The sequence below is a fragment of the Dactylosporangium sp. NPDC005572 genome (assembly GCF_040605515.1).
In the GTDB taxonomy this organism is placed as follows: domain Bacteria; phylum Actinomycetota; class Actinomycetes; order Mycobacteriales; family Micromonosporaceae; genus Dactylosporangium.
This window is the reverse complement of the sequence record NZ_JBEXCY010000133.1, coordinates 1-25,114: the sequence shown is the minus strand read 5'-3', so window position 1 is coordinate 25,114 and position 25,114 is coordinate 1. Positions and strand designations below refer to the sequence as shown.

The 25,114-nt window shown below is 72.5% G+C and carries 28 protein-coding genes and 1 tRNA gene; 21 read left to right on the top strand and 8 right to left on the bottom strand.

The window, feature by feature from the left end; translation table 11 throughout:
- Nucleotides 1–33: 33 nt before the first annotated feature.
- The 3 genes from ABZS66_RS41575 (at nucleotide 34) to ABZS66_RS41565 (ending at nucleotide 2,672) form a co-directional block, all read left to right on the top strand.
- Nucleotides 34–1,755 carry a copper resistance protein CopC gene (locus ABZS66_RS41575; protein WP_354767763.1) on the top strand — a complete coding sequence of 574 codons (1,722 nt, stop codon included), beginning with the start codon at nucleotides 34–36 and terminating at the stop codon, nucleotides 1,753–1,755.
- Between the two features lie 149 nt (nucleotides 1,756–1,904).
- Nucleotides 1,905–2,543 carry an oligoribonuclease gene (gene orn, locus ABZS66_RS41570; RefSeq protein ID WP_354767761.1) on the top strand — a complete coding sequence of 213 codons (639 nt, stop codon included), beginning with the start codon at nucleotides 1,905–1,907 and terminating at the stop codon, nucleotides 2,541–2,543.
- A 53-nt stretch (nucleotides 2,544–2,596) separates the two neighbouring features.
- A tRNA-His gene (locus ABZS66_RS41565) sits at nucleotides 2,597–2,672 on the top strand.
- Between the two features lie 68 nt (nucleotides 2,673–2,740).
- On the opposite strand, the gene ABZS66_RS41560 is transcribed toward ABZS66_RS41565, so the two are convergent.
- From ABZS66_RS41560 to ABZS66_RS41550, 3 genes are all read right to left on the bottom strand, one after another.
- Nucleotides 2,741–3,154, bottom strand: a complete 414-nt coding sequence (locus ABZS66_RS41560) for a globin (RefSeq protein ID WP_354767759.1) — start codon at nucleotides 3,152–3,154, stop codon at nucleotides 2,741–2,743.
- 4 nt (nucleotides 3,155–3,158) lie between these two features.
- A complete protein-coding gene (locus ABZS66_RS41555; protein ID WP_354767758.1) occupies nucleotides 3,159–4,667 on the bottom strand; it encodes an MFS transporter in 1,509 nt (502 codons plus the stop codon).
- 221 nt (nucleotides 4,668–4,888) lie between these two features.
- Nucleotides 4,889–5,941 (bottom strand): mechanosensitive ion channel family protein, encoded by a 1,053-nt coding sequence (locus tag ABZS66_RS41550; protein ID WP_354767756.1) that lies wholly within the window; start codon nucleotides 5,939–5,941, stop codon nucleotides 4,889–4,891.
- A gap of 200 nt (nucleotides 5,942–6,141) precedes the next feature.
- On the opposite strand from ABZS66_RS41550, the gene ABZS66_RS41545 reads away from it, so the two are divergent.
- From ABZS66_RS41545 to ABZS66_RS41535, 3 genes are all read left to right on the top strand, one after another.
- Entirely contained in the window at nucleotides 6,142–6,690 is a 549-nt protein-coding gene (locus ABZS66_RS41545) for an HNH endonuclease (RefSeq protein ID WP_190255990.1), read from the top strand.
- A gap of 195 nt (nucleotides 6,691–6,885) precedes the next feature.
- A complete protein-coding gene (locus ABZS66_RS41540) occupies nucleotides 6,886–7,197 on the top strand; it encodes a hypothetical protein (RefSeq protein ID WP_354767754.1) in 312 nt (103 codons plus the stop codon).
- Nucleotides 7,184–7,573, top strand: a complete 390-nt coding sequence (locus tag ABZS66_RS41535; RefSeq protein WP_354767752.1) for a DUF5130 family protein — start codon at nucleotides 7,184–7,186, stop codon at nucleotides 7,571–7,573. The genes ABZS66_RS41540 and ABZS66_RS41535 overlap by 14 nt, the downstream gene beginning before the upstream one ends.
- Before the next feature lie 86 nt (nucleotides 7,574–7,659).
- On the opposite strand, the gene pepN is transcribed toward ABZS66_RS41535, so the two are convergent.
- Nucleotides 7,660–10,203, bottom strand: coding sequence for an aminopeptidase N (gene pepN, locus ABZS66_RS41530; protein WP_354767750.1), 2,544 nt, complete (start codon nucleotides 10,201–10,203; stop codon nucleotides 7,660–7,662).
- A 184-nt stretch (nucleotides 10,204–10,387) separates the two neighbouring features.
- Between pepN and ABZS66_RS41525 the strand changes: the two genes are divergently transcribed.
- Genes ABZS66_RS41525 through ABZS66_RS41515 form a run of 3 tightly spaced genes read left to right on the top strand, consistent with a single transcriptional unit; the run spans nucleotide 10,388 to nucleotide 11,755 of the window.
- Complete coding sequence (locus ABZS66_RS41525) at nucleotides 10,388–11,017, top strand: DsbA family protein (protein WP_354767748.1); 630 nt, start codon at nucleotides 10,388–10,390, stop codon at nucleotides 11,015–11,017.
- 25 nt (nucleotides 11,018–11,042) lie between these two features.
- A complete protein-coding gene (locus ABZS66_RS41520; protein ID WP_354767746.1) occupies nucleotides 11,043–11,411 on the top strand; it encodes a hypothetical protein in 369 nt (122 codons plus the stop codon).
- A 20-nt stretch (nucleotides 11,412–11,431) separates the two neighbouring features.
- The gene (locus ABZS66_RS41515; RefSeq protein WP_238012111.1) at nucleotides 11,432–11,755 is read left to right on the top strand and encodes a DUF3817 domain-containing protein; all 324 of its coding nucleotides are present in this window, start codon (nucleotides 11,432–11,434) and stop codon (nucleotides 11,753–11,755) included.
- Here the strand turns inward: ABZS66_RS41515 and ABZS66_RS41510 are convergent.
- On the bottom strand, nucleotides 11,723–12,646 hold the full coding sequence (locus ABZS66_RS41510; protein ID WP_354767744.1) for a cation diffusion facilitator family transporter: 924 nt from the start codon (nucleotides 12,644–12,646) through the stop codon (nucleotides 11,723–11,725). The genes ABZS66_RS41515 and ABZS66_RS41510 overlap by 33 nt on opposite strands.
- 125 nt (nucleotides 12,647–12,771) lie before the next feature.
- Between ABZS66_RS41510 and ABZS66_RS41505 the strand changes: the two genes are divergently transcribed.
- The 5 genes from ABZS66_RS41505 to ABZS66_RS41485 all read left to right on the top strand — a co-directional run bounded on the left by ABZS66_RS41505 (nucleotide 12,772) and on the right by ABZS66_RS41485 (nucleotide 15,555).
- Nucleotides 12,772–13,185, top strand: coding sequence for an ATP-binding protein (locus ABZS66_RS41505; protein ID WP_354767742.1), 414 nt, complete (start codon nucleotides 12,772–12,774; stop codon nucleotides 13,183–13,185).
- Nucleotides 13,186–13,326: 141 nt separating this feature from the next.
- Complete coding sequence (locus tag ABZS66_RS41500; protein WP_354767740.1) at nucleotides 13,327–13,623, top strand: hypothetical protein; 297 nt, start codon at nucleotides 13,327–13,329, stop codon at nucleotides 13,621–13,623.
- A 17-nt stretch (nucleotides 13,624–13,640) separates the two neighbouring features.
- The gene (locus ABZS66_RS41495) at nucleotides 13,641–14,813 is read left to right on the top strand and encodes a DUF1015 family protein (RefSeq protein WP_354767738.1); all 1,173 of its coding nucleotides are present in this window, start codon (nucleotides 13,641–13,643) and stop codon (nucleotides 14,811–14,813) included.
- A gap of 66 nt (nucleotides 14,814–14,879) precedes the next feature.
- The gene (locus tag ABZS66_RS41490; protein WP_354767736.1) at nucleotides 14,880–15,068 is read left to right on the top strand and encodes a hypothetical protein; all 189 of its coding nucleotides are present in this window, start codon (nucleotides 14,880–14,882) and stop codon (nucleotides 15,066–15,068) included.
- Nucleotides 15,069–15,081: 13 nt separating this feature from the next.
- Complete coding sequence (locus ABZS66_RS41485; protein WP_354767734.1) at nucleotides 15,082–15,555, top strand: ribose-5-phosphate isomerase; 474 nt, start codon at nucleotides 15,082–15,084, stop codon at nucleotides 15,553–15,555.
- Nucleotides 15,556–15,558: 3 nt separating this feature from the next.
- On the opposite strand, the gene ABZS66_RS41480 is transcribed toward ABZS66_RS41485, so the two are convergent.
- Both ABZS66_RS41480 and ABZS66_RS41475 read right to left on the bottom strand, forming a co-directional pair.
- Nucleotides 15,559–15,924 carry a hypothetical protein gene (locus ABZS66_RS41480; RefSeq protein WP_354767779.1) on the bottom strand — a complete coding sequence of 122 codons (366 nt, stop codon included), beginning with the start codon at nucleotides 15,922–15,924 and terminating at the stop codon, nucleotides 15,559–15,561.
- 368 nt (nucleotides 15,925–16,292) lie between these two features.
- Nucleotides 16,293–17,513: a GNAT family N-acetyltransferase gene (locus ABZS66_RS41475; RefSeq protein ID WP_354767732.1), complete on the bottom strand. Its 1,221-nt coding sequence runs from the start codon at nucleotides 17,511–17,513 to the stop codon at nucleotides 16,293–16,295.
- 104 nt (nucleotides 17,514–17,617) lie between these two features.
- On the opposite strand from ABZS66_RS41475, the gene ABZS66_RS41470 reads away from it, so the two are divergent.
- Both ABZS66_RS41470 and ABZS66_RS41465 read left to right on the top strand, forming a co-directional pair.
- Nucleotides 17,618–19,336 (top strand): hypothetical protein, encoded by a 1,719-nt coding sequence (locus tag ABZS66_RS41470; RefSeq protein ID WP_354767730.1) that lies wholly within the window; start codon nucleotides 17,618–17,620, stop codon nucleotides 19,334–19,336.
- Complete coding sequence (locus ABZS66_RS41465; RefSeq protein WP_354767728.1) at nucleotides 19,333–20,070, top strand: tyrosine-protein phosphatase; 738 nt, start codon at nucleotides 19,333–19,335, stop codon at nucleotides 20,068–20,070. The genes ABZS66_RS41470 and ABZS66_RS41465 overlap by 4 nt, the downstream gene beginning before the upstream one ends.
- 6 nt (nucleotides 20,071–20,076) lie before the next feature.
- On the opposite strand, the gene ABZS66_RS41460 is transcribed toward ABZS66_RS41465, so the two are convergent.
- Nucleotides 20,077–20,886 (bottom strand): SDR family oxidoreductase, encoded by an 810-nt coding sequence (locus ABZS66_RS41460; protein ID WP_354767726.1) that lies wholly within the window; start codon nucleotides 20,884–20,886, stop codon nucleotides 20,077–20,079.
- Nucleotides 20,887–20,996: 110 nt separating this feature from the next.
- Here ABZS66_RS41460 and ABZS66_RS41455 point away from each other — a divergent pair, with 110 nt between their 5' ends.
- The 5 genes from ABZS66_RS41455 to ABZS66_RS41435 all read left to right on the top strand — a co-directional run bounded on the left by ABZS66_RS41455 (nucleotide 20,997) and on the right by ABZS66_RS41435 (nucleotide 24,925).
- On the top strand, nucleotides 20,997–21,644 hold the full coding sequence (locus ABZS66_RS41455; protein WP_354767724.1) for a DUF2625 family protein: 648 nt from the start codon (nucleotides 20,997–20,999) through the stop codon (nucleotides 21,642–21,644).
- A complete protein-coding gene (locus ABZS66_RS41450; protein ID WP_354767722.1) occupies nucleotides 21,641–22,351 on the top strand; it encodes an alpha/beta hydrolase in 711 nt (236 codons plus the stop codon). The genes ABZS66_RS41455 and ABZS66_RS41450 overlap by 4 nt, the downstream gene beginning before the upstream one ends.
- Before the next feature lie 5 nt (nucleotides 22,352–22,356).
- Nucleotides 22,357–22,755, top strand: coding sequence for a YciI family protein (locus ABZS66_RS41445; RefSeq protein WP_354767777.1), 399 nt, complete (start codon nucleotides 22,357–22,359; stop codon nucleotides 22,753–22,755).
- Entirely contained in the window at nucleotides 22,755–23,969 is a 1,215-nt protein-coding gene (locus tag ABZS66_RS41440) for a sigma-70 family RNA polymerase sigma factor (RefSeq protein WP_354767720.1), read from the top strand. Before ABZS66_RS41445 ends, ABZS66_RS41440 begins: the two co-directional genes overlap by 1 nt.
- Nucleotides 23,970–24,247: 278 nt before the next feature.
- The gene (locus ABZS66_RS41435; protein WP_354767718.1) at nucleotides 24,248–24,925 is read left to right on the top strand and encodes a GntR family transcriptional regulator; all 678 of its coding nucleotides are present in this window, start codon (nucleotides 24,248–24,250) and stop codon (nucleotides 24,923–24,925) included.
- Nucleotides 24,926–25,114 lie beyond the last annotated feature (189 nt).

The following is a 25,114-nucleotide window of genomic DNA, read 5'->3' as shown; positions in this document are numbered from 1 at the left end:
CCGCGACTACCTCGAAATGACCGACGCGAAATCATGAGGGACATGACCCCAAGCAGATGGTCCGTGCTTCTCGGTGGGCTCCTCGGGGCGCTGGTCATCCTGGTGCTGCCCGCCGCGCCCGCCAGCGCGCACGCGACGCTCGACAGGACCGCCCCCGTCGCCGGCACGATCCTCGACCAGTTGCCCGGTGAGGTCACGCTCACCTTCAGCGAGCCCGTGCGGGTCGTCGCCGACAAGATCCGGGTCATCGCGCCGGACGGCAGCCGGGTGGACACCGGCAAGCCGGTCGCCCGCGACACCGAGCTCGTCGTGCCGCTCAAGTCCGGCGGCCCGAAGGGCACCTACCTGGTCAGCTACCGGGTCATCTCGGCCGACAGCCACCCGGTGAGCGGCGGCTTCAGCTTCTCCTACGGCGAGGTCTCGGCCACCGCGAGCGACGACGGCGAACCGGCCGCGCAGACCGACCCCGTGGTCAAGAACGCCATGTCCGTCGCGCGGTTCCTCGGCTTCACCGGCCTCGTGCTGCTCGTCGGCCCGGCGCTGGTGCTGTTCGCCCTCTGGCCGCGCCGGCTCCCGACCCGGCCGCCCGGCCGGTTGGCCCTGACGGGTGCCGGCCTGCTCGCCGTCAGCACTCTGCTCGAGTTGTACCTCCAGATCCCCTACACGGCCGGCAACTCCATCTTCAAAGTGTCCGGCGACGCCGCCCGCGAGGTGCTCGGCACGCCCTTCGGCGCCGCCCACCTGATCCGCCTGGCCGTCATCGCCGCCGTCGCCCTCCTACTGCGCCCGGTGATCGCCGGGCGGGCGGGCAAGATCGACCAGACGCTGCTCGTCATCCTGGGCATCGTGGGCCTGGCCACCTGGCCGATCTCCGGCCACCCGAGCGCCTCCCCGGTGCCGACGCTGACCGTGGTCGCCGACGTGGCCCACCTGGCCGCGATGTCGGTCTGGCTCGGCGGGCTGGTCATGCTGTTCGGCTTCCTGCTCCGCCAGGCCAACACCCGCGAGCTCAGCGCGATCGTGCCGGTCTGGTCGGGGTGGGCGCTGTTCGCGATCACCGTCCTGGTGCTCGCCGGCACCGCCCAGGCGCTGGTCGAGATCGGCACGCTCGACGCGCTCACCGGTACCACCTACGGCAGGCTGGTGATCGCGAAGGTGGCGCTGCTCGCGATCATCATCGGGATCGCGGCGTACTCCAGGAGCCTGACCAACCGCCGCTTCGTGCCCGCCGCCGACCCCGGCGACGACTCCGGCGACGACTCCAGCGAGGACGAGCCGGCCCCGGTCGCCGAGATCGAGGACGGCGACCGGCGGCTGCTGCGCCGCGCCGTGTTCACCGAGGTCGCCGTCGCGGTGGTGGTCCTCGCCGTCACCTCGGTGCTCGTGCAGACCACGCCGGCCCGCAGCGCGCAGGCGGGGAACGCGCCGGCCGGCCCGTTCACCGGCACCTCCACCACGAACCTGGTCAAGCTCCAGGTCGACGTCTCGCCGGCGACCGTCGGGCAGAACACCGTGCACCTCTACGCCCTGAAGCCCGACGGCTCGGGCCCGCTGAAGGTCGTCGAGTGGAAGGCGACGGCGGCCCTGCCGAGCAAGGGCATCGAGCCGCTGACGGTACCGGTGCTGGCGATCACGGAGGACCACGCCTTCGGTCAGGTGTCGCTGGTGACACCGGGCACCTGGGAGTTCAAGTTCGTGGTCCGCGTCGACGACCTGAACCAGTCCACGATCACCATGCAGGTCCCGGTGAAGTAGCCGGAGCGCTCGACGACGCCGGCCGGCCGTCACCGACGTGACGCCGGCCACGTCGGGGTGGGCAAGATCGGACAACTCGGGCACGGGACGGCGAACGAACGGCCAGGGTCCGGGTGGTTGCGCGCACCAAGGAGTGAGCAGTCGGCCCGATGAACACTAGGCTGTGTGGTGTGGGTGATCTTTTGGTCTGGATCGACTGTGAGATGACGGGGCTCGATCTGGGTAAGGACGCGCTGATCGAAGTCGCGGCGCTCGTGACCGACCCCGATCTCAACGTGCTCGGCGACGGCGTCGACGTGGTGATCCACGCCGACGACGCCCGGCTCGACGGGATGCTGGAGGTAGTCCGTGACATGCACAGCCGCTCCGGGCTCACCGAGGCCGTCCGTGCCTCCGCCGTGACGCTCGCCGAGGCCGAGGACCTCATCATGGGGTACGTCACCGAGTACGTCCCGGACCCGCGCACCGCCCCGCTCTGCGGGAACTCGATCGCGACCGACCGCGGGTTCCTGGCCCGCGACATGCCGCGCCTCGACAACCACCTGCACTACCGGATGATCGACGTCTCCTCGATCAAGGAGCTGTGCCGGCGGTGGTACCCGCGGGTGTACTTCGGCCAGCCGCCCAAGGGCCTGGCCCACCGCGCGCTGGCCGACATCCGCGAGAGCATCCGCGAGCTGGAGTACTACCGCCGCACCCTCTTCGTGCCCCTGCCCGGCCCGGACGTGGAGACCGCCAAGGCGATCGCCGCGGAGCTGAGCCGGGAAGGTGACGCGAACGCGTCATAACCCTGTCGACGCATCCCCCGGCCGATGCCCTACTATTAGCGGGCACGTTCATGGTGGCTGTAGCTCAGTTGGCAGAGCACCGGGTTGTGGTCCCGGGTGTCGTGGGTTCAAATCCCATCAGTCACCCCACTCAACGAAAGCGGCCCTGGTCATCCGACCGGGGCCGCTTTCGTCACAGAAGCACGAAACCGCGTCTCTCAGGGTGTTTGTCCGATGAGTCCGCCGGACGGGGACTCGTCGGCGTTGACCATGAAGTGGGCGGCGCGCTCCAGGTACTCCCAGAGGACCGCCTCGTGCTCCGGGTCGAGCTCCAGCGCGTCGACCGCCACCCGCATCCGGCGCAGCCAGGCGTCGCGCTCGGCCGGCCCGACGACGAACGGCGCGTGCCGCATCCGCAGGCGGGGATGGCCGCGGTTCTCGGAGTAGGTGGTCGGGCCACCCCAGTACTGCATGAGGAAGAGCCGGAACCGCTCGTTGGCCGGCTCGAGGTCCTCCTCGGGATAGAGCGGGCGCAGGACCGGATCCTGGGCCACGCCCTCGTAGAACACGTCGACCAGCTTGCGGAACGTGGGCTCGCCGCCGACGAGCTCGTAGAAGTTGGGGGCCGTCACGCCATCAACTATGCCGTGCCGGTTGCGAGGACGGCGACGGAGGCGGCGGAAGGCCGCCGAGCTCGGCGGTCCGCTCCGACAGGTCGACGGTGCGCTCGGCCGGGTCGGCCATCGGCGGGTGCGGCCGGGCGGACGGCCCGGGGGAGGGGCGCGGGCGCCGCGCCGGCAGCGGGGCGCGGCCCAGGTCGATGGTGACCTCGCCGAAGTCCTCGCCGCCGCCGGGCGAGCGGCCGGCGTGCTCCATCTCGGCCACGCGCACCTTGTTGGCGGCGATCGCGTCGGCGATCGTGGCCTGCGCCGGCCAGATGGTGAGGATCACAGCCATGGCGACGACGCCGGCCATGCTGAAATACCCCACCACGTTCGGCAGCTGGAAGTGCTCGGCCAGCCAGCCGGTGAAGACGATCGCCCCGCCCTGGATGAGATGCACGCCACTCTGCATGACGCCGAACGCCCGGGCCCGGAACGCGGGCGGCAGCACCTGGACGAAGAGCGCGTTGGTGGCCGGCAGCGTGCCCGCCAAGGCCCCGCCGGAGATCAGGGTCATGACGACCACGCCGGCGATGTTCGGGTCGAACAGCGAGGGCACCAGGGCCAGCGGCGTGATGATCGCGACCGGCCGGATGAGCTTGATCCGCTGGTGCGGCTTGATCAGCCAGGTGACGAGCACGCTGCCGAAGACGAAGCCGACCGCGGCCGCCACCATGATCACGCCGAGGTAGACCGCGTTGGGCCCGCCGGCCAGGTGCGCCGACCAGGCGGCGGCCAGGCCCTCGGGGACGACGCCGAAGCAGACGCCGCAGAAGACCAGCAGCGCGATCGCGCGCATCACCGGGGAGCGGAAGACGACCGTGTACCCCTCGACGCTCTCGCGGAAGAGGTTGGTGCGCTGCTCGACCCGCAGGCTGGGGGCGCGCTCCTTGACCCGGACGACGACGAGCAGCGCCGACGCGGCGAACGTGCCGGCGTTGAAGACCAGCGCGTAGCGGGAGTCGACGGCGGTGAGCGCCGCGCCGCAGGCGTAGCCGGCGATGAGCGCAACCTGGGCGGCGGTGCGCTGCATGGTGAGCGCGGTGACGTACCGCTCGCCGGAGAGGATCCGCGGCAGCAGCGCCGAGCGGGCCGAGTCGAACGGCGGGCTGAGCAGCGCGCTGACGAACAGCAGCCCGATGAGCGCCGCGGTCGGCAGGCCGCCGAAGACGGCCAGCGCCAGCATGATCGCCATGCGGATCAGGTCGCTGAGGATCATGATCTTCCGGTACGAGTACCGGTCGGCGATGGCGGCCAGCACCGCCCCGATGCCGAGCCACGGCAGGTAGCTGATGGCGAACGCGGCCGCCGACGCGATCGGCGACTCGGTCCGCTGGTAGACCAGCGCGATCACGGCGGCCCGCGCCACACTGTCGCCGAACCACGACAGCGAACTGGCGGCGAAGACGGCGCGATACTCGCCGTTGGCGAGGGTCTCACCGATGGTCGCCGGGCGGTTCGCGGACTCGTCGGGGTCGGACACCGGCGGAGCCCCCTTCCATCGGTCACGACAGCGGCGTCAAACGTTCGCGGGCGCGGCCGAACCGGTCATTCCAGTGCCAAGAGGGGTCAAAAGGCACCGGACCGGGACACTGTGCAGCGATGCACCTGAACGAACGGACGATAACCGACTGACCACCCGACGCGCGACCCTACCCGTCGGGTTGGTTGCCGATGATCGCGCGATGCGTCAAAAACGGCCGATCAGGTCGGTCCGCCCGGTCCGCCGGTGCCCGTGTCGCCGTTGGGCTCGGCCGGGGGCCGGATGAACATGCGCGCCGCGGTCAGCTGGGCGGTGATCCCGGCCCGCTCCAGGGCCTCGGTGAGCCGGCGGCGCAGCTCGCGCCCGACCCGCCACTGGGCCTCGGTCGACGTCTTCACCGTCGTGCGCACGACCGCGCCGTCGGCGGTCAGCTGCTCGACGCCGAGCACGGTCGGCGGGTCGATGAGGTCCTCGGCGTAGTCCGGGTCCTCCGCCATCGCGGCGGCCGCGTCGCGCAGGACCGCGCTGGCCTGGTCGACCGAGACGAAGCCGACCGGCACGTCGATGTTGATGACGGCCCAGCCCTGGCTCTTGTTGCCGACCCGGATGATCTCGCCGTTGCGCACGTACCACACCACGCCGGCGCCGTCCCGGATCGTGGTGATCCGCAGGCCGACCGCCTCGACCGTGCCGATCGTCTCGCCGACGTCGACCACGTCACCCACGCCGTACTGGTCCTCCAGGAGCATGAACAGGCCGGCGATGAAGTCCTTGACCAGGTTCTGCGCGCCGAACCCGATCGCCAGGCCGGCGATGCCCGCGCTGGCCAGCAGCGGGCCGAGGTTCAGTCCGACCTCGCCGAGCACCAGCATCGTGGCGATCGTGAAGACCACGGCCGAGGCGATGGAGCGCAGGACCGAGCCGAGCGCGCGGGCCCGCTGGTTGCGCCGCTCGATCGGCAGCGCGAGCGCGTTGGGCAGCCGGTTGCGCAGCGGCCGCAGCAGCGAGCCGCCCTGCTCGTTCTCGGAGACGGTGTGCTTGATCAGCCGGTCGATGGCCCGATGGATGATCGCCCGGGCGAGGAACGCCACCACCAGGATCAGCAGGATGGACAGCGGCTTGACCAGGACCCAGTAGCTGCTCTCGGCGAGCCACTTCACGTTGGTCTGCTCGTAGACGATCTGGCAGACGTCGCTGACCTTGACGCAGCTCGGACCGGGCTTGGGGCTGGGGCTGGGGGTCTGCTCCAACGGCATGGCCAGGGGGCTGGTCACAACACTCCTTGAAGAACCGGTGCGAACCGGGGTAAGTCCGCACAAACGTCTGCCGGGGTGGGCGAAGGTTCATCCGTCGGCCGCAAATAGTACGTGCAATCCGAGGATCTATCAGGGACGATTAGCGCACGGCTTCGCTGCCGGGGCCGGTGTCCAGACCTTCACCAGGGAGATTCCTTCACGCACTAGGGGGACGGCTGATGCCTGACATACGACCCGCACGAGTATCGGGTGCGCTGGTGCTCAACGCCACCTACGAGCCGCTGTGTGTCGTGTCTGTCAGACGTGCCACCATCCTCGTCCTGACGTCGAAGGCCGTGTGTGTCGCCGACGGTGAGGGCATCCTCCACAGTGCAAGCGAAGAACTGCCGGTCCCCTCTGTGGTCCGGCTCACGCGATACGTGCGCGTGCCCTACCGCACCCACATAGGCCTCTCCCGCCGCGGGATATTCGCCCGTGACGGATGGCGGTGCGCCTACTGCCGCGGCCCGGCCGAGACCATCGACCACGTGATGCCACGGAGCCGGGGCGGGCGGCACGCCTGGGAGAACGTCGTCGCCGCCTGCGCCCGCTGTAACCACACAAAAGGTGACAAAACGCCAGCCGAACTCGGCTGGCGTTTGCATACCACCCCGATGGCACCCAAGGGTGTGGCGTGGCGGGTGCTCGGTCACCGCACACCCGACCCACGCTGGGCGGACTGGCTCGAACTGCCAGTCGACGGTCCCAGCCTAGGTCACGCGGCCTAGCCGGGGCGTGAACTTGCGGCAGGCGCCGCCGTCCGCCGGGCGTTTCGGCACACTGGCGGGTGCGCTCGACGGTCGGTGGCGGTGTGGCTGCACCGCTGTTTCCAAGGTCGGATACCCCCGGCAACGGGCTGGTCATCCGCGACCGCTAACGTGAAGCCGGTCTTTTAGTCCCTTCGACGCCTGGGGGCGTTGAGCTTGTCCATCATCGAGACGACGCTGATCTTCGCCGGCATCCCGGTCTTGGTCATCGTGCTCATCACGGGCGCCGTGTTCGCCGGGGGAGGCTCCCGGCGCAACAGCAAGCGGTACCGGCCCGGGCGGCCGTTCGACTTCACACCCGTCTGGTTCCTCTCCGCGCCCGAGCAGCTGACCAAGGCGCCGGCTGCCCGCGAGCTGGTCGGCACCCGGCGGCCCGAGCTGACCACGGGCGGCAGCGACGCCGCCACCGAGTGGTCCGGCGACAAGGCGCAGCCGCACGTCATGGGAGGCGCAAGTGACCGCTGGTAGTGCCCAGCCCGATGTCCTGAACGGGCCGTTCACGACGCGCCAGCTGCTCCGCCTGGACGAGGCGCTCCGGCTGGCCGACTCGTCCACCGGCCTGACCTTCAGCATCTACGTCGGCGACCTCGACGAGTCCGCGCGGGCGAGCGCCGAGAAGCTGCACGGCCAGCTGGCCGACCCGCCGCACTCGGTCCTCGTCGCGGTCTCGCCCAACCAGCGCCTGCTGGAGATCGTCACCGGCGGCGAGGCCCGCCGCCGGCTGCCCGACCGCGCGGCGAAGCTGGCCGCGCTGTCCATGGCCGCCGCGTTCGGCGGTGGCGACCTGGCCGGCGGTCTCGTCGCGGGCCTGGCCCAGCTGGCGGACCACGCCGGCCGCGCCTGACCCACCAAGCGCAACGGGCCCCGCGCCGACCTCACGGTCGGCACGGGGCCCGCAGTGTCTCGGCCGTCAGGGGCCGTCAGGGGCCGTCAGGACGCCTCGGCGTCCCGCGCGCGGGCCTTCAGGGCGCGCACGATGCCGTCGCGGCCCTCGCCGACCAGGCGGCGCAGCGGGGCCGGGTGGCCGGGCTCGGCCAGCCAGGCCTCCGTGCGGGCCACCGTGTCCTCGCTCACCTGGAACGCCGGGTAGCCCAGCTCGACGAACTCCGCCGCCGGTTCGCTGTCGCGGTGCTCCCACACGGTCGTGAGGGAGTCGAAGTACGCGGCCACGTACGGCGCGGTGAGGGCCGTCTGGGCCGAGTGCTGGAACCCCTGCAGCAGCGAGCGCTGCAGCCAGTTCGGCAGGTTGTGGTCCTCGACCAGGCGGCGCCACGTCTCGGCCTTCGACTCGGGGGTCGGGACCAGGGCGCGGGCCAGGGCGGCCTGGCGCTCGCCGCTCGCGGTGCGGTCGCGGTCGAGCTCGGCCTCGATCTCGGCCGGGTCGGCGGCGCCGTTGGCGATCAGGGCGTGCAGGATGCCCCAGCGCAGGTCGGCCTGGATCGTCAGGCCGGCGGGGACGTCCTCGCCGCGCAGCCAGCCGGACAACACGGCGAGGTCCGACTCGCTGCGGGCGGCCGCGGCGAACGAGCGGGCCCACGCCAGCTGGAAGCCGCTGCCGGGCTCGGCCGACGCGAGCGCGGTGCGCGCGGTCGCGGCGATCTGCGCCCAGCCCTCCGGGGCCCAGGCCGGGTCGGCGTAGAACACGAGCGCCGACTGGGCCTGGCGGATGGTGGCGGTGACCAGGTTGATGTCCTTCTCGGCCGGCAGGCCGGTGGCGACGAGCCGCACGTAGTCGCGGGCGGCGAGCTCGGCGTCGCGGACCATGTCCCACGTCGCCGACCAGACCAGCGCGCGGGCGAGCGAGTTGTCCAGCCCGTCGATGTGCTCGACGACCGTCGCCGTGGAGCGGGGGTCGAGGCGGAGCTTCGCGTAGGTCAGGTCGTCGTCGTTGAGCAGGAGCACGTCGGCGGCCCGGCGGCCGGCCAGGGCGGTGATCTCCGTCTCCTCGCCGTCGACGTCGGCCTCGACCAGCTCGCGGCGGATCAGCGCGCCGCCGACCAGGTCGTAGAGGCCGATGCCGATGCGGTGGGTGCGCAGCGTCGGGTACGCGGGCGGGGCCTCCTGCCGGACCAGCACCCGCTCATAGGTGCCGTCGGCGGCGATGGCCAGCTCCGGGCGCAGCGTGTTGACCTGCGCCGTCTCCAGCCACTGGGCGGCGAACTTGCGCAGCTCCTTGCCGCTGGCCGTCTCCAGCGCGGAGAGCAGGTCGTCGAAGGTGGCATTGCCCCACTGGTGCTGCTGGAAGTAGGCGCGCAGGCCGGTGCGGAAGGGGTCGATGCCGACGTAGGCGACCAGCTGCTTGATGACGCTCGCGCCCTTGGCGTAGGTGATGCCGTCGAAGTTGACCTCGACCGCCTCGACGTCGGGCATCTCGCAGTACACCGGGTGCGTCGAGGACAGCTGGTCCTGCCGGTAGCCCCAGTTCTTGCGCACGGACAGGAACGTCGTCCACGCGTCCTCGAACCGGGTCGCGTGGGTGTTGCACCAGTGGCTGGCCCACTCGGCGAACGACTCGTTCAGCCACAGGTCGTCCCACCAGCGCATGGTCACCAGGTCGCCGAACCACATGTGGGCGAGCTCGTGCAGGATCGTGTTGGCCCGCTGCTCGTACTCGTAGTCGGTGACCGGCGAGCGGAAGATGTAGTGCTGCTCGGCGTGCACGACGCAGCCGAAGTTCTCCATCGCGCCGGCGTTGAACTCCGGCGAGTAGACCTGGTCGTACTTCGGCAGCGGGTAGCGGATGCCGAACTCCTCGTGGAAGAAGTCGAACCCCTGCTTGGTGATCAGGTTGATCTCGTCGGCGTCGAGGTACTGCCGCATCGACTGCCGGCAGAAGACACCGAGGTCGATGCCGTCGTGCGTGTCGCGGACCTCGTGGTAGGGCCCGGCGCAGACGGCGGTGATGTAGGTGCTCATCCGCGGCGTCGGGACGAAGTTGCGGGTCAGGCCCTCCTGCGTGGCCAGCGGCATGTTGGAGATGACCTTCCAGTGCGCGGGCGCGGTGACGCGGAAGGTGAACTCGGCCTTGAGGTCGGGCTGGTCGAAGCACGCGAACACGCGCTGGGCGTCGGCCGTCTCGAACTGGCTGTAGAGGTACACCTCCTTGTCCACCGGGTCGACGCTGCGGTGCAGGCCCTGGCCGGTCGTCGAGTACGCACAGTCGGCGTCGACGACGAGCACGTTGTCCGCGGCCAGCCCGGGCAGCGGCAGGCCGTCCTCGTTGGACCAGCCCGAGACGTCCAGCTCCGCGCCGTTGAGGGTGGCGCTGCGCAGGTTCGCTGCGGCGATCTCGATGAAGGTGCCCGCACCCGGCTCGTGGCAGGTGAACCGCACCTCGGTGATCGACCGGAACGTGCCTTCCCCGGGATGGCCGGCGCCATCCGTCAGGTCGAGGCTGATGTCGTACGCCGCGATGTCGAGCAGGCGCGCCCGCTCGACCGCCTCAACCTGGCGTAGGTTGCGTACACCGGCCACGTGTCGTCTCCCGTCGTTCGCTGTGGCCGTCCCCGTCGACGGCGTCACCCCGAGTGTTCCATGTCGGCGGGCGACACTGGAGGAGTGGCTCAGGTCACTCCCGGCCCGGGTAGCCCGCCGGAGCGCCTCGGAGTAAGGATCGAAGCGGATTCTCGACGCTTTCAGTAGAGAGGTGGTCGCCGCCATGGCCGAAGACCGCGTCATCGCCGACATGTGGTTCGACCCGCGCTGCCCATGGGCCTGGATCACGTCCCGCTGGCTGCTCGAGGTGGAGCAGGTCCGCCCGGTCGACGTCCGGTTCCACGTCATGAGCCTGTCGATCCTCAACGAGGGCCGCGACGACCTCCCGGAGCGATACAAGGAGGGTCTGGCAAAGGGTTGGGCGCCGGTACGGCTGGCGATCGCCGCCGAGCAGAAGTTCGGCAATGAGGTGCTCCGCCCGCTGTACACCGCCCTCGGCACCCGGATCCACCACGAGAAGCAGGAACTGGGCGACGAGCTCTACCGGACCGCGCTGGCCGAGGCCGGGCTGCCGGCCGACCTGGCGGAGTACGCGGAGTCCACCGAGTACGACGCCGAGCTGCGGGCCAGCCACTTCGCCGGCATGGACCCGGTCGGCATGGACGTCGGCACGCCGGTCATCCACGTCCCGGGTCCCGACGGCAAGCTCATCGCGTTTTTCGGCCCGGTGGTCACCCCGCGGCCCAAGGGTGAGGCCGCCGGCCGGCTCTGGGACGGCACGCTGCTGGTGGCCGGCACGCCCGGCTTCTACGAGATCAAGCGCACGCGGGACGTGGGCCCGGCGTTCGACTGAGGGCGAAGGGGTAGGCTGCCTACCTGTGCGGCGGTTCTTCACACCTCGGTGGGTGCTCGGGCATGTCCTGACGCTCGCCGGGGTTGCCGTGTGCCTGGTGGCCGGTCGCTGGCAGTACGAGCGGGCCGCCGCCGGCAACATGCTCAGCTGGGCCTACACCGTCCAGTGGCCGCTGTTCGCGGTCTTCGTCGTCTTCCTGTGGGCGCGCGCCGTGCGCGACGCCCGCGGGGTGCGGGCCCCGCGCCCGGCACCTCCGCCGCTGCGGCCCCTGCAGCACCAGCAGGTGCCCGTTCACCGCGGCGACGACGAGGACCCCGAGCTCGCGGCCTACAACCGCATGCTGGCCTGGCTCGCCGCCGACCCTGACCGCCGTCCCAGCGACTTTCCCGGATGAGGCCGATGTCCGCCACACCACTGAACCCCGCCCTCACCCGCTACCGGGTCATCGCCTGGATCGTCGGCGTGCTGCTGATCGTGCTGACCGTCGGCACGGTGCTGAAGTACACCGCCGACGACGAGACGATCGTCGCGCTCGTCGGGCCGGCGCACGGCTTCCTCTACATGGTCTACCTGGTGCTCGCGGCCGACCTCGCCCGGCGGGCGAAGTGGACGATCGGCTTCACGGTGCTGATCCTGCTCGCCGGCACCGTGCCGTTCCTGTCGTTCGTCGCCGAGCGCGTCGTCACCCGGCGGGTCCAGGCCGCCTCAGCCGGCAGCGCGGTACGCAGCACCGTGTGAGTCGACGCAATGCGGGTCGTCCTCGCAGTGGTCGACCTGCAGCGTCGTGTGGCCGATCTCCCAGCGCTCCCGCAGCCGCGTCTCGATCGCGGCCCGCACCGCGTGGCAGTCGCCCTCCCGGTCGACGAGCACGTGCGCGGAGAGCGCCGGATAGCCCGACGTCACCTGCCACACGTGCAGGTCGTGCAGCTCGACCACGCCCGGCACGCCGGACAGCTCCCGGCCGAGCGTCGCCGGGTCCATGCCGCTCGGCGCCGCCTCCATGAAGATGCGGCCCGAGTCGCGCACCAGCTGGACGCCCGAGCGGATCATCAGCGCCGCCACCACCAGTGACGCGATCGCGTCGGCGCGGTCGAACCCGGTCAACAGCACCACCAGGCCGGCGACCGCGGCCGCGACGAACGCGAACAGGTCGGTCAGCACGTGCTGGAAGGCGCCCTCGATGTTGAGGCTGGCCCGGTTGGCCTTGCCCATCGCCCACACCGCGACCAGGTTGACCGCGACGCCCACGAGCGCGGTCGCGAGGACCGCGCCGCCGCCCACCGGCGGCGGGCTCACCAGCCGGTTGACCGCCTCGTAGATGATCCAGACCGACAGCAGCAGCAGGGTCAGCCCGTTCGCCTGGGCGGAGAGGATCTCCGCGCGCTTCAGCCCGAACGTGTAGCCGCCCGACGGCGGCCGGGCCGCGAGCCGGGTGGCGAAGAGGGCCAGCGCGATCGCCGCCGCGTCGGAGAGCATGTGCGCGGCGTCGGACAGCAGGGCGAGGGAGCCGACCAGCAGGCCGACGACGACCTCGACCGCCATGAAGCCGACGATCAGCGCGAGGGCGAGCGACAGCCACCGGCGGTCGGCGTCCTCCCGCGGTCCGTGGTGGTCGTGGTCGTGCCCCATGGACCCCATCTTATGCGTACTTCGCTATATGACGTAGCGGTCCGTGGCCGTTTCCACGGTGAGCTTCCGGGGCATTCACATGACGTGCGGCCGACCGCAGACGCGAAGGGAGCACCACCGTGGGCATGGAGGTCCGGCTTTCGCTCTCACTGCCCCGGGACCGCTCGACCGTCCCGCTCACCCGCCGCGTCCTCGACGCCGCCCTCGCGGTCTTCGCCGTCACCAAGGAGTGCCGCGACGACATCGGCCTGGCCGTCGGGGAGGCGTGCGCCAACGCCGTGCAGCACCCGGACTCCGGCGCCGACTACGAGGTGACCGTCACCATCCAGGAGGACCGGTGCATCATCGACGTCGTCGACGACGGCGCCGGCCTCGACTCCGTCACCCCGCTCGACGCGCCGCCCGACGCGGAGTCCGGCCGCGGCCTGCGGATCATCCACGCGCTCGCCGACATGGTGGAGCTGCGCAAGGGGCAGCCGGGCAAGATGGCGCTGCGCATCGTCAAGATGCTGACCGTCGTCCCCCCAGTTCGTGCCTGAACGGCGACAGAACCGTCACGCGGGGTCGCGGGTGCCGTTCCCTGGAATCTGGATTCGCACACAGGGTGCGACGCCGGAGCGCGCGGAAGTCGTTGCGCTGGATGCAACGACAACTTGCCGCACATGGGGAGGACGACGGAGATGACCACCGACAGTTCCACGACGCTGTGGACGGTCCAGGAGCGGGCCTGGAAAGAGGAGCTGCCCGACCTGCCGGACGAGGTCATCGCGCTGCTGGCGCCGCCGGTCGTGGTGAGCGCCTCGGCCCGGTCGGCGTCCGCGCCGCTCGACGCGGATCCCGCCCCGGCCCCCGCGCTCGTGCACACCCCGCGGTTCCTCTCGCCGGCGGTGCCCGCCGGGCCGATGGCCGCGTCGCGCAGCGCCCGGCGCCGCACTGCGGGACGGGCGGTGCCCCGTGCCGCCGCCCGCATCGGCTGAGCTATAGCGTTTCGTACATGACGGTTGCGTACCCGATCGCCCGAGCCTGGCTGTCCACCGGAGGCACCGGCGCGCAGAACTACGACGAGTTCGCCGACGACGCCGAGATCACCGACATCATCGCCGCCAACCCGTCCAGCGCGCTGGCGGTGGAGATGCCGCACCGGGCGCCGGAGAGCGTCGGGAAGCCCTTCCGCGACTGCCTGCCGGACGCGGTCGCCCGCCTGCGGGCCGCCAAGGACGACGGCCACTACGCCCCCGCCGCCGACGTGGTGGTGCTGTATCGCATCACCGCGCCCGACGGGGCCCGCGCCTACGGCCTGTGGTGCATGGTCGCGACCGACCAGATCTCGACCAGCGCCGACGAGCCCGGCGCCGTCATCCGCAACGAGGACGTCTTCATCGAGAAGGTCCGCGAGCGGGTCGCGCTGGCCGAGGCGACGAAGCACCTGCTGTCGCCGGTCCTGCTGCTGCAGACCGCGCACGGCGAGGCGCTGCACGCCGCGCTCGCCCAGGCGGTCGCCGACGCCGGCGCGCCGGCCGTGGCCGACACCGACCCGGCCGGCCGCACGCACGAGATCTGGGCCGTCGGCGCCGGCACCACGCGCGACCGGCTGCTCACGCTCGCCGGCGGCGGGGAGCTCGTCGTCGCCGACGGCAACCACCGCAGCCTCGCCGCGCAGACCGCCGGCTACCCGCGCTTCCTGGCCGTCGTGACCACGCCGGAGTCGGTGGCGATCCAGCCGTACAACCGGCTCGTCTCCGAGCTGCCGGAGGCGCTCGACGGCCTCGACCGGGAGCCGCTGACCGTCCCGGCCGACGTCCCGGCCGCGGGTGGCCGCGTGCACCTCCACACCCGCGAGGGCGCCTGGTCGGTGACCCTGCCGAAGGTGGCCGAGGCCGGCGTCGTGGAGAACCTCGACCACGCGCTCGTCGAGCGCCGGCTGTTCGCCGAGACGCTCGGGCTGGAGCCCGGCGACAAGCGGATCACCTACGTCGGGGGCGACTACCCGGCCGCGTGGCTGCGCGGCGAGGTCGACGCGGGCCGGGCCGAGTTGGCCGTGCTCATCGCGCCGGTGACCGTCGACGACTTCGTCGCGGTGAACCTGGCCCGGCAGAAGATGCCGCGCAAGAGCACCTGGTTCACGCCCAAGGCGCGGGCCGGACTCGTCGTCGCCGAGCTGGACTAGATTTCGCCGCAATCACCCGATCGTGATAAACACTAGGCCGCTCGTTCTAGCGGCCTGGGGTGGCACATGCAGATCTTCATCGCGGCCATGGTGGCCGCCTGTGGCGTCGGCGCCTTCGCCGCGGCGGCCCTGGTATGGGACCGCCGGCGGATCTGGAACCTGTCCACGGGAGCCACCGCGGCCTGGGTCGGCGGCCTGTGCCTGCTGGGCGCGGTGCTGGTGACGGGTTCGTGCCTTGGCCTGATCCGGTTCTGACAGACTTCCGGGTATGCGCGTCTACCTTGGTTCGGACCACGCCGGATACGAGCTGAAAGTCCACCTGGTCTCCGCCCTCGGGCTGCAGGGCTACGAGGTCGTCGACGTCGGCCCGGCGAAGTTCGACCCCGACGACGACTACCCGGCCTACTGCTTCCACACCGCCGCCCGCGTCGTCGGGGACCGGGGCAGCCTGGGCGTGGTGATCGGCGGCTCGGGCAACGGCGAGCAGATCGCCGCGAACAAGGTCCCCGGCGTCCGCGCCGCCCTGGCCTGGAACCAGGAGACGGCCCAGCTCGCCCGCGAGCACAACGACGCCAACGTGGTGGCCGTCGGCGCCCGCCAGCACACGCTCGACGAGGCGACCACCCTCGTGACCGCGTTCCTCACGACGTCCTTCTCCGGCAACGAGCGGCACGCCCGCCGCATCGCGCAGGTCCTGGAGTACGACACGACCCGCGAGCTGCCCCCGCTCCCGGAGGACTGACCCTCAGCTGGTCGGGGAGCGGCGGCCCGGGCGGGTCAGCTCCTCGCGGGGCACCCAGCCGCGCCGGATGATCTGGAGGTCGCGGTCGGCCGCGGCGAGATCCTCCTCGGTCGGCCGGGCCGCGTCCCGTGCCCGCATGGCGGCCGAGACGCTCACCTGCGACGCGCCGCCGCCGACCAGGCCGCGCAGGCCCCGCTCGGACACCACCTCGTCGTGGTGGTGATGGTGGTGGTGCGCGTCGTGGTGATGATGATCATGGTCGTGGTCGGCCGGCTGCTCGGCCTCGGCGGGTCCGGGTCCGGGTTGCCCTGGCTGCCCGGGCTGCCCGGACTGCCCGGGCTGCTCCGGGTCGTGGACGCTCGCGGTCATCGCGAACGCCCCGGACAGCTCGGCCAGGTGATGCGGTGACGGCCGCGGCGGCTCGGCGCTCTCCGCGACGACGGCGAGCGCCGGGCCCGGGGCCGGTGGGTGCAGCGGCGGCCGGGGGATCGGCGGGTGCGGCTTCGCGGTGACCGGCGCCCCGCTCGTGGGCGCGACGGTCTCGACCGGCTCGGCGGCCGCGACGGGCTCCGAGACCTCGGCCTCCGGGACTTCGACCTCCGGGACGGCGACGGGCGCCGGGTCCGTGGGTGGAGCGGGGTCAGGGGTCACCGGCTGATGTTGGCGCATGCGCCGCCGCCGGCGTTGGATCCCACCCATCGCCCCACCCTACCGCCTCACCCGGCCCCGCGGACCGATCAGAAGATCTCGATCGACACCGGCGCGACGGACCACCCGAACGCCGTGCTCAGCGCGGCCGCCGCACCTGGGCGGTGCTCGGTGACGCGGCCGTTGAGGGCGAGCGTGCCGAGGCGGGTGCCGCCGAGGTACGCGGCGCCGAGGTCGGCCACGTCGAGCGTGACGTCGGGGGCCGCGTCGACCCGGGCGCACGTGACGAGCGCGCCGCCCGCGCCGACCCGCAGCCGCCAGGTGCCCGCGTTCTGCGGCAGCAATGCGTCGGTGACTTCCAGGACCACGTCGACCGGCGCGGCGTACTTGCGCGAGGTGAGCGCCCGCGGCAGGTCCACGATCCGCACCCACAGCCCGTCGCCGACCTTGCCGCCGAGCTGGCGCGGCTCGTCGACCAGGTGGAAGAGCGGCTCCTCGACGCTGCCCAGGCCCAGCACGACCCGGCGGCTGAGGTCGATGCGCAGCAGGAAGCGCCACAGCTCGGCGTAGGCGGCCGGGGTCGCGGCCACCACCTCGAGGACGTTGATCTCGTGCTCCGGCCCGATGTCGGTCCAGTCGTTGCGGACCTTGTACCGCGCGTAGCCGTCCACGCCGCCGGCCGGGTTCTCGAAGAGCACCGCGCGCTTCGCCGTGTAGCCGTCCCGCTGCTGCTCCGGGTCCTTGGTCAGGTGCGCCCACCAGGTGGCGTTGCGGCTCGACCAGCCGGGCCGGCCGGGCAGCACCCGGTCGTACACCTCGGCGAGCTCCTTGACCACGTCGGCGGGCGCGGCCTGCCGGAGCGTCCCGGCGGCGGCCGGGACCCGCAGCGACACCTCCCGGCGGTCGATGCGGTACGTCACGTTCTGCGCCGCGAGGCCGTAGCCGAAGCGCTGGTAGATGCGGCCCTCGCTGGCCCAGAGCACGGCGACCGCCTCCGGCACGTCGCCCAGCTGGTGGGTCATCATCCGGCGCAGCAGGCCCTTGCGGGTGTGCGTCGCGGCGACCGAGACGGCGGTCACGTGCGCCGCCGGCAGTACGCCACCCGGCACGGCGAGGTCGCGGGTGAACGCGCCCGCCGAGGCCACCACCTGCCCGGAGTGTTCGATCACGAGGTACCGCGGAAGCTCGATCACCGTGCGGATCGAATCGCTCGGGTCGGGGGCGCCGGGCACGGCGAACGCGTCGCGGATCACGCGGCTGAAGGCGTCGACGTCCTCGGCGGTGGCGGTGCGCAGGGCATAGTCGCTCATCCGGTTGTGTCTACCTCGTGACCTCCACTGAGCGCGACCGATTTGCGCGCTCGTTACTCTCGAAATGTCTGGGGGACACATTTGTTGCTGGGGGGAGTGGCGTCATGACGCAGGGTGCGTTGCTGGACCTCGTGTGTGGTCCGGCGAGCCCTTTGGCGGAGACGTTCCAGCGGTACCGCCTGGTCGCCCACCTGGGCTCGGGCGGGCAGGCCGACGTGTACCGTGCCGTGCGGGTCTGCGGCGGGGTGACGTCGGCGCCGATGACGGTGAAGGTGTTCCGGGTCGACCCGCAGCGCCCGATCGCCGACGAGCTGCGCTCCTGGGACAAGGGTGACGCGGCGCTCATGGACCTGAACAACCGCGGCGTCCCCGGCATCTGCCGGCGCGCCGACGGCTTCTACGGGCCGCCGCCGCACCGGCCGGGCGAGCGCCCGGCGCCGGGTGACGCGGTGCCCTACCAGGTGTACGACTACCTCCACGGGATCAACCTGCGGGAGTACGTGGCCCAGCGGTCCGGGTCGGCGCCGGGCGCCCGGCGGCTCAACGCCGTCTCCGCGCTGAAGACGCTGACCACGATCCTGCAGCACCTGCACCACCCGCAGGAGACCGGCGCCACCCCGGTCCTGCACATGGACGTGAAGCCGTCGAACGTCATGGTCCTGGCGACCGGCGAGGTGCGGCTCATCGACTTCACCGGCGCCCGGTACTACCGCGAGGAGGAGATCACCCAGATCGCCTACACCCCGGAGTCGGGCGGCCCGGAGGCGTTCGGCGGAGTGAAGTACGTCGGGCCGGCGTACGACGTGCACGGCTTCGGCGCCGTGGCGTACTTCCTGGTCACCGGCGCCTACCCGCGCGTCGACGGCCGCAGCGACCAGCACGGCCAGCGCTACCAGGAGGCCTCGCCGCCGCCGTGGAACGTGCTGCGCCGCCACCCGCTGCTGGAGCAGGTGCCGGGGCTGCGCGACCACCTGCACGCGCCGCTCGCCGACCGGCCCGCCGACCGGCCGGAGACCCGCGAGCTGGCCGGCTGGCTGACCGGGCTGGCCGAGCTGGTCCGCCGGGCCGGCCTGCCCGACGTCGGGTGCGACTGGCGCGAGCCGGAGCACACGGGCACCGAAGGCCGGGCGGTCGGCCGGGCCCGCCCGTCGGTGACCGGCACGGAGACCGACGCGTACCAGCGCATCGAGCGCCTGGAGCGGGAGCTCGTCGCGCTGCGCGCCGCCACCTCGGGGGTGACCGCGTTCCACCAGCAGGTGCCGCCGCTGCCGCCGCGGGCCGCGCCGACCGCGATGGCGCCGCCGGTATCGGCCCCGCCGGTCTCCGGCGTGCCCGTGTCGCCCAGCGGGGTGGCGGTCAACGCCGACGGCGTGCCGCAGATGCGGGGGCGGGCCAAGGTCGTCGCGCGCCCGGCGCCCGACCCGACCGGGATGATGCCGGCCGATCCGGTGGAGGACCGTCCGCGGTACCGCCCGGAGCCCGGCGAGCGCGCCCGCACGCTGAAGATCGGGTGGGAGCTGACCGGCACGGGCGCGTTCATCGCGTTCATCTGCTGGGGCCTCTGGGCGCTCGACTCCGACGGCAGCCTGACCGGCCCGTTCATCGCGTTCCTGGTGGTGCTCGCGGTCGCCGTGGGCGTGTTCGCGCTCGCCCGCCTGCTCGGCCGGCTGGTCCTCGAGCAGCGCCTGGGCCGCGTCCGGCGCACCGCCAAGGGCGCCCACGCGCTGACCGGCCTGTTCCTGGCCCTGGCCGGCATCGCGTACCTGCGTGAGGTCGGCTGGTTCATGCGCTTCTACGGCTGGCTGAAGGGCATGATCTGGTGAGGTGGCTCCGTCGGCGGCGCCGCTTCGACGGTGGCCTGGAGGGCCTCGTCAACTTCCGCGATCTCGGCGGCCTCCCGGCGGACGGCGGCGCGGTGCGCCCCGGCGTGCTCTTCCGCAGTGACTCCCTCGCGTACGCCACCCGCGCCGACGCGCGCCGCCTGGTCGACGACCTGGGCGTGGCGACGGTGATCGACCTGCGCGGCGAGCACGAGGTGGCGTACCTCGGCCGCGGCCCGTTCGCGCGCCTGCGGGTCGGCTACTACCCGGCCCCGATCGCCGACGTGAGCGGGGCCGAGGACCTGGTCGGGCACTACCTGGCGATGCTGGACGAGAAGGGCGACGTGCTCGCCGGCACCGTGCGGGTGCTCGCCGGCAAGCACGCCCTGCCGGCGGTGTTCCACTGCGAGGCCGGCTGCGACCGCACGGGCGTGCTCGCCGCGGTCGTGCTGGGCCTGCTCGGGGTGCCCGAGGAGGTGATCGCGGCCGACTACGCGGCGACGGCGGCCGCCATGCCGACCATCCACGAGCGGGTGCGGGTCGTCTTCGACCGGCTCGGCCTGCCACCCCGGCCCCCGTCGGTGCCGGTCTGGGAGCCGGAGGCGGCGCTGATGGCCCGCCTGCTCGACCTGGTGCGCGAGCGCTGGGGCGGCATGGAGGGCTGGGCCCGCGAGCAGGGCCTGCGCGACGCCGACCTGACGGCCCTGCGCGAGGCCCTGATCGTCCAGGCGGCCTGACCGGCCTCAGACGGCGGCGGGCACCGGGCGGGCGTTGAGCAGCGCGGTGTGCTCGCGCTGGGCGGCGTCGAGCAGGGTGGTCCAGGCGTCCTCGCCGATCGGGCGGCGGATCGGGCGGTCGTCGCCGGCGATCAGGTGCAGCACCTCGGCGGCGAACAGCTCCGGCGGCAGCTGCTGCATTTCCCGGGTGCCGGCGAGCGTCGGCCCGGTCACCCGCTCGTACGCGCTGACGTGCGCCGCCGACTCGGTCACCGACGTGCCCCACCCGGTGGCGAAGCAGCCCGGCTCGACCGCCATGACGTGCACGCCGGTGCCGGCCAGCTCCAGCGCGAGCGTGTCGACCATGCCCTCCAGCGCGTACTTGGCGGCCGCGTGGGCGCCCAGCCCGGGGTAGGCGAGCCGCCCGGCCGTGGAGGACACCATCACGACGTCGCCGTGGCCCTGCGCGCGCATGAGCGGCAGCACCATGCGGGTGAGCCGCCAGGGCGCGACGAGGTTGACCTCCAGCTGGGCCAGCAGCTCGGCGTCGGTGACCTCCTCGACGGCGCCGAAGTGCCCGACGCCGGCGTTGTTGACCAGCACGTCGATCCCGCCGTACCGGGCGAGGGCGGCGTGCACCGCGTTGTGACAGTCGTCCGCGTCGCGGACGTCGAGCGCGCAGGTGGCGAGCGTGCGCGGGTACCTCTCCCGGAGCTCCTCCAGGGTCTCCGGGCGCCGGGCCGTGGCCAGCACCTGCTGCCCGGACGCGGCGACCGCCTCGGCGAGCGCGCGGCCCAGACCGGTGGAGCATCCGGTGATCAACCAGCGACGAGTCATGTCCGGCATCGTGACTTTCGGTATCCGCGTGAGGACAGTCAGAAAACCTGAGTGACAATCATTCAGCGCTGTTTTCCGCCGTTCGTGTCGGGCGCCGTATTGTTGTCGGGGTGCGATCCCTGGCGGAGCTGATCTCCGACGACCGGTCCGCCTGGGCCGAGATCGAGGCTGCCGTGAGCGGCTCGCCGTGTGCTGTCGAGGTCCTGCCCACCGAGCCCGACCGCGGCGCCGCCTGCCTGCACCGCCTCCAGGTGACGACCAACTCGTGGCTGGGCGCGCTCGTGTATTTCAGCGGCGGCCTGGTCATCGACCAGGGCTGGCTGCGCATCCTCGCCTCCGGCGCGCCCGAGCGCGGCCTCGCCGACATCCACGCCGTCAACGAGACCTTCGACCTCGCCGGCCTGGTCGTCGCGCAGGACGTCATGGGCGGCGAGTTCGTCTGGCGCCAGGGTGACGCCGCGCAACCGACGATCCACTACTTCGCGCCCGACACGCTGCGCTGGGAAGATCTCGGCCTCGGCTACACCGACTGGCTCTACGCCATGCTCGGCGGCGCGGTCGACCAGTTCTACACCACCTGGCGCTGGCCGGGCTGGGAGGACGAGATCGCCGCCTGCCCGCTCGACAACGGGCTGCACGTGCTCCCGCCGCTCTACACGAAACAGGGCAAGGACGTCGCCGACTCCGACCGCCGGCAGATCCCGATGCACCAGCTGGTGAGCGTGCTGCACGACGTCGCCGACCAGCTCGGCACATGAAGTTGGCCTACGACGACCACGGCAGCGGGCCGGCCGTGGTCCTTCTGCACGGCGGCGGGAGCGGCCGGGCCACCTGGTCCGGGTTCACGGGCTCGCTGCGGTACTGCCGGATCATCGTCCCGGACCTGCGCGGGCACGGCGACAGCCCGCAGGCCGCGGACTATCCGCTGTCCGGGCACGCCGACGACGTCATCGAGCTGCTCGACCACCTCGGCCTCGACGAGGTCGCCCTCGTCGGCCACTCGCTCGGCGGCTACACCGCGGCACTCGTCGCCCAGCGGCAGCCCGCCCGCGTGACGCGGCTCGTCCTGGAGGACCCGCCGGCGCCGCCGGGCAGCTTCTCCCGGCTCCGGCTGGCACTGTCCGGCCTCGCGTTGCGCGGCCGCGCGTTCGACCCGCGGGCGCTGCGCGCGGCGGTCACCCAGCTGCGCCGGCCGCAGCCGGAGTGGTGGGCGGGCCTGGGGCGGATCACCGCGCCGACGCTGCTGCTGTCCGGCGGGCCGCAGAGCCACATCTCGCCGGCCCGGCTCGCGGAGGTCGCCGCGGCTCTCCCGGACTGCCGGCTGGTGACCATTCCGGTGGGGCACCGCATCCACAGCCTGGCGCCGGCGGAGTTCTCCGCGGAAGTCCTGCCGTTCCTGTGTCCGGATCCGGTGGCCGGCTCCGACGTCCCTGACGAGAATCGCTCAGAGGGGAGCCCACCGTGAAGTACATGATCCTCACCTACGCCTCGCAGCGCGACTACGACGCGATGGCCGGCAAGGCCGTCGACACCGAGTGGACCGGCGAGGACTTCGCCGCCATGCACGCGTTCATGACGAAGTTCAACCAGGACCTGGAGGAGGCCGGCGAGCTGGTCGAGACCCGGGCCCTGGACGCGCCGGTGCACACCCGCCGGGTCGGCGGCACGCCGGGACTGGTCACCGACGGGCCGTACGCGGAGACCCAGGAGGTCCTCGCCGGCTACTGGATCGTCGAGTGTGAGAGCTTCGACCGCGCAACCCAGCTCGCGATGCGGCTCGGCGAGTGCCCGGCGCCGGCCGGGGCCGCCGCCACCGCGTACGCCGACGTGCGCCCGATCGTGGAGTCGTCGGCCGACCTGGGCTTCTAGTGGACACTGCGGTCGAGGACCTGCTGCGCCGGCTGGCGCCGCAGGTCCTGGGCGCGGTCGTGCGCCGGTACGGGCACTTCGACACCGCGGAGGACGCGGTGCAGGAGGCGCTGCTCGCCGCCGCCACGCAGTGGCCGTCCGGCGGCGTGCCGGACGCGCCGCTCGGCTGGCTGGTGACGGTGGCGTCGCGGCGCCTCACCGACCTGCTGCGCGCCGACCAGGCCCGGCGGCGGCGCGAGGAGACGGCGTGGCGCTGGTCGTTCGACGTGCCGGCCGTCTCCGGTACCGATGACTCCCTGATCCTGCTGTTCCTGTGCTGCCACCCGGCGCTGCGGGCCGACGCGCAGGTCGCGCTGACGCTGCGCGCGGTCGGCGGCCTGACCACGCGGGAGGTGGCCCGCGCGTTCCTGGTCTCCGAGGAGACGATGACCCGCCGGATCACCCGCGCCAAGCAGCGCATCCGGGCCAGCGGGCAGCCGTTCGGCCTGCCGCCTCCGGCTTCGCGGCAGGATCGGCTGGCCGCGGTACTGCACGTGCTGTACCTGATCTTCAACGAGGGCTACGCGACGACGTCGGGGCCGTCGCTACACCGCGCCGACCTGTCGACCGAGGCGATCCGGCTGACCCGGATGGTCCACCGGCTGCTGCCCGACGACAGCGAGGTGGCGGGGCTGCTGGCGCTGATGCTGCTGACGGACGCCCGCCGGCCGGCCCGGGCGGCCGCGGACGGCGCACTGGTCCCGATGGCCGAGCAGGACCGGTCGCTGTGGAACGCCGCCTTCATCGAGGAGGGGATCGCGCTCGTCACGGCGGCGCTGCCGCGCGGCGCGACCGGGCCGTTCCAGCTGCAGGCGGCCATCGCGGCGCTGCACGACGAGGCGCCCTCGGCGGCCGCGACGGACTGGCCGCAGATCGTGGCGCTGTACTCGCTGCTGCTGCGGCTGGCGCCGAACCCGATGACCGCGCTCAACCACGCGGTCGCGGTGGCGATGGCGTCGGGGCCGTCGGCCGGGCTGGCGCTGTTGTCCGACGTGTCGGAGCTGTCGGGCGACCACCGCTTCCACGCGGTGCGCGGCCACCTGCTGGAGATGTCCGGCGACGGCGCGGCCGCGCGTGAGGCCTACCTCCACGCGGCGGGCCTGGCGGGGAGCCTGCCGCAGCAGCGGTACCTGCGCGAGCGCGCCGCCCGCCTGGTTTCGGATCCTCGGGCATAGTTGGGGCGTTTCCGCTGGTGGGATCCTTGATCCACGAGATTTTCGAACTGGTGTTCGGGTAGGGTCGGCGGCCATGGAGATCTGTACCGCCGTGAAGAGCACACCCACCGCCAGCGGCGACGTGGAGGTCCGGTGCACCAAGCCGGCCGGCCACGTCGAGCGCGGCGACCGTCAACATGAAGCGAAATTGGGCGCCTTCCCGGTCCGCTGGCCGGCGTCATAGGCTGTGTCGGACGGCTCGCGGCCTGCCCTCGTCGGAGGTTCCCGCGGTGCCGTCCATGAAGTACGCCCAGATCCTCGCCGCGCTGCAGACGCGGATCGAGCACGAGCTCTACGAGCCGGGCACCCTTTTGCCGAGCGAGGCGGCGCTCACGCGCGAGTTCGCCGCCTCCCGCAACACGGTGGTCCGGGCCCTGCGCCACCTGGACCGCCACGGCTGGGTCGACCCGGTCCGCGGCCGCGGCCGGGTGGTCCTGGGCCGCCCGCCGTCCCGCCTGGCGTCCCTCCCGCGCCGCCTCCAGGTCCTGCTCCAGCCGGACCGCCACGGCCGCCCGCTGGGCTCGGGGACGGTCCCGGCCCGGTCGCCGATCGCGGCGGCGCTGTCCTGCGACCCGGGCACCCCGCTGGCGACGACCCGCTACGTCCTGGGCGCGGCCGACGAGCCGTTCGCGGTCCTGGCCTGGTACACGCCGGCCCCGTTCGCGCTCGCCCCGGGCGTGCCGCTGCTGGAGCAGCTGGAACGCTCCCGCGAGGCGCTGGCCCACCGCGCCCTGGAGCGCCTGGGCGCCCGCCTGCCGACGGACTCGGAGCGCCGGCTGCTCTCGCTGCCGCGGACCAGATCGGTGGTGGTGGCGCTGGTGACGGTCCTGGACACCCAGGACCGCCCACTCCTGACGGTGGACGCGGCGCTGTGCCGCGACGTCCCCCCACTGACGTCGGCCTTCGACCTGGCCTGACGGCCGGTTCCCATGATCCATGGCGACATCTGGTCGCCATGGCAGCCGAAACTCTCCATCGATCAAGGAGCGGCCCGCCAGACCGCGATCACCGCGGCGCGCCCCCATGATCAAGGGAAACATCCGGCTGTCATGGCGGTTTCAAGTGGTGGTTGCAACGTCCCTGCTGAGGAGTTCGTGGAGTTTCTC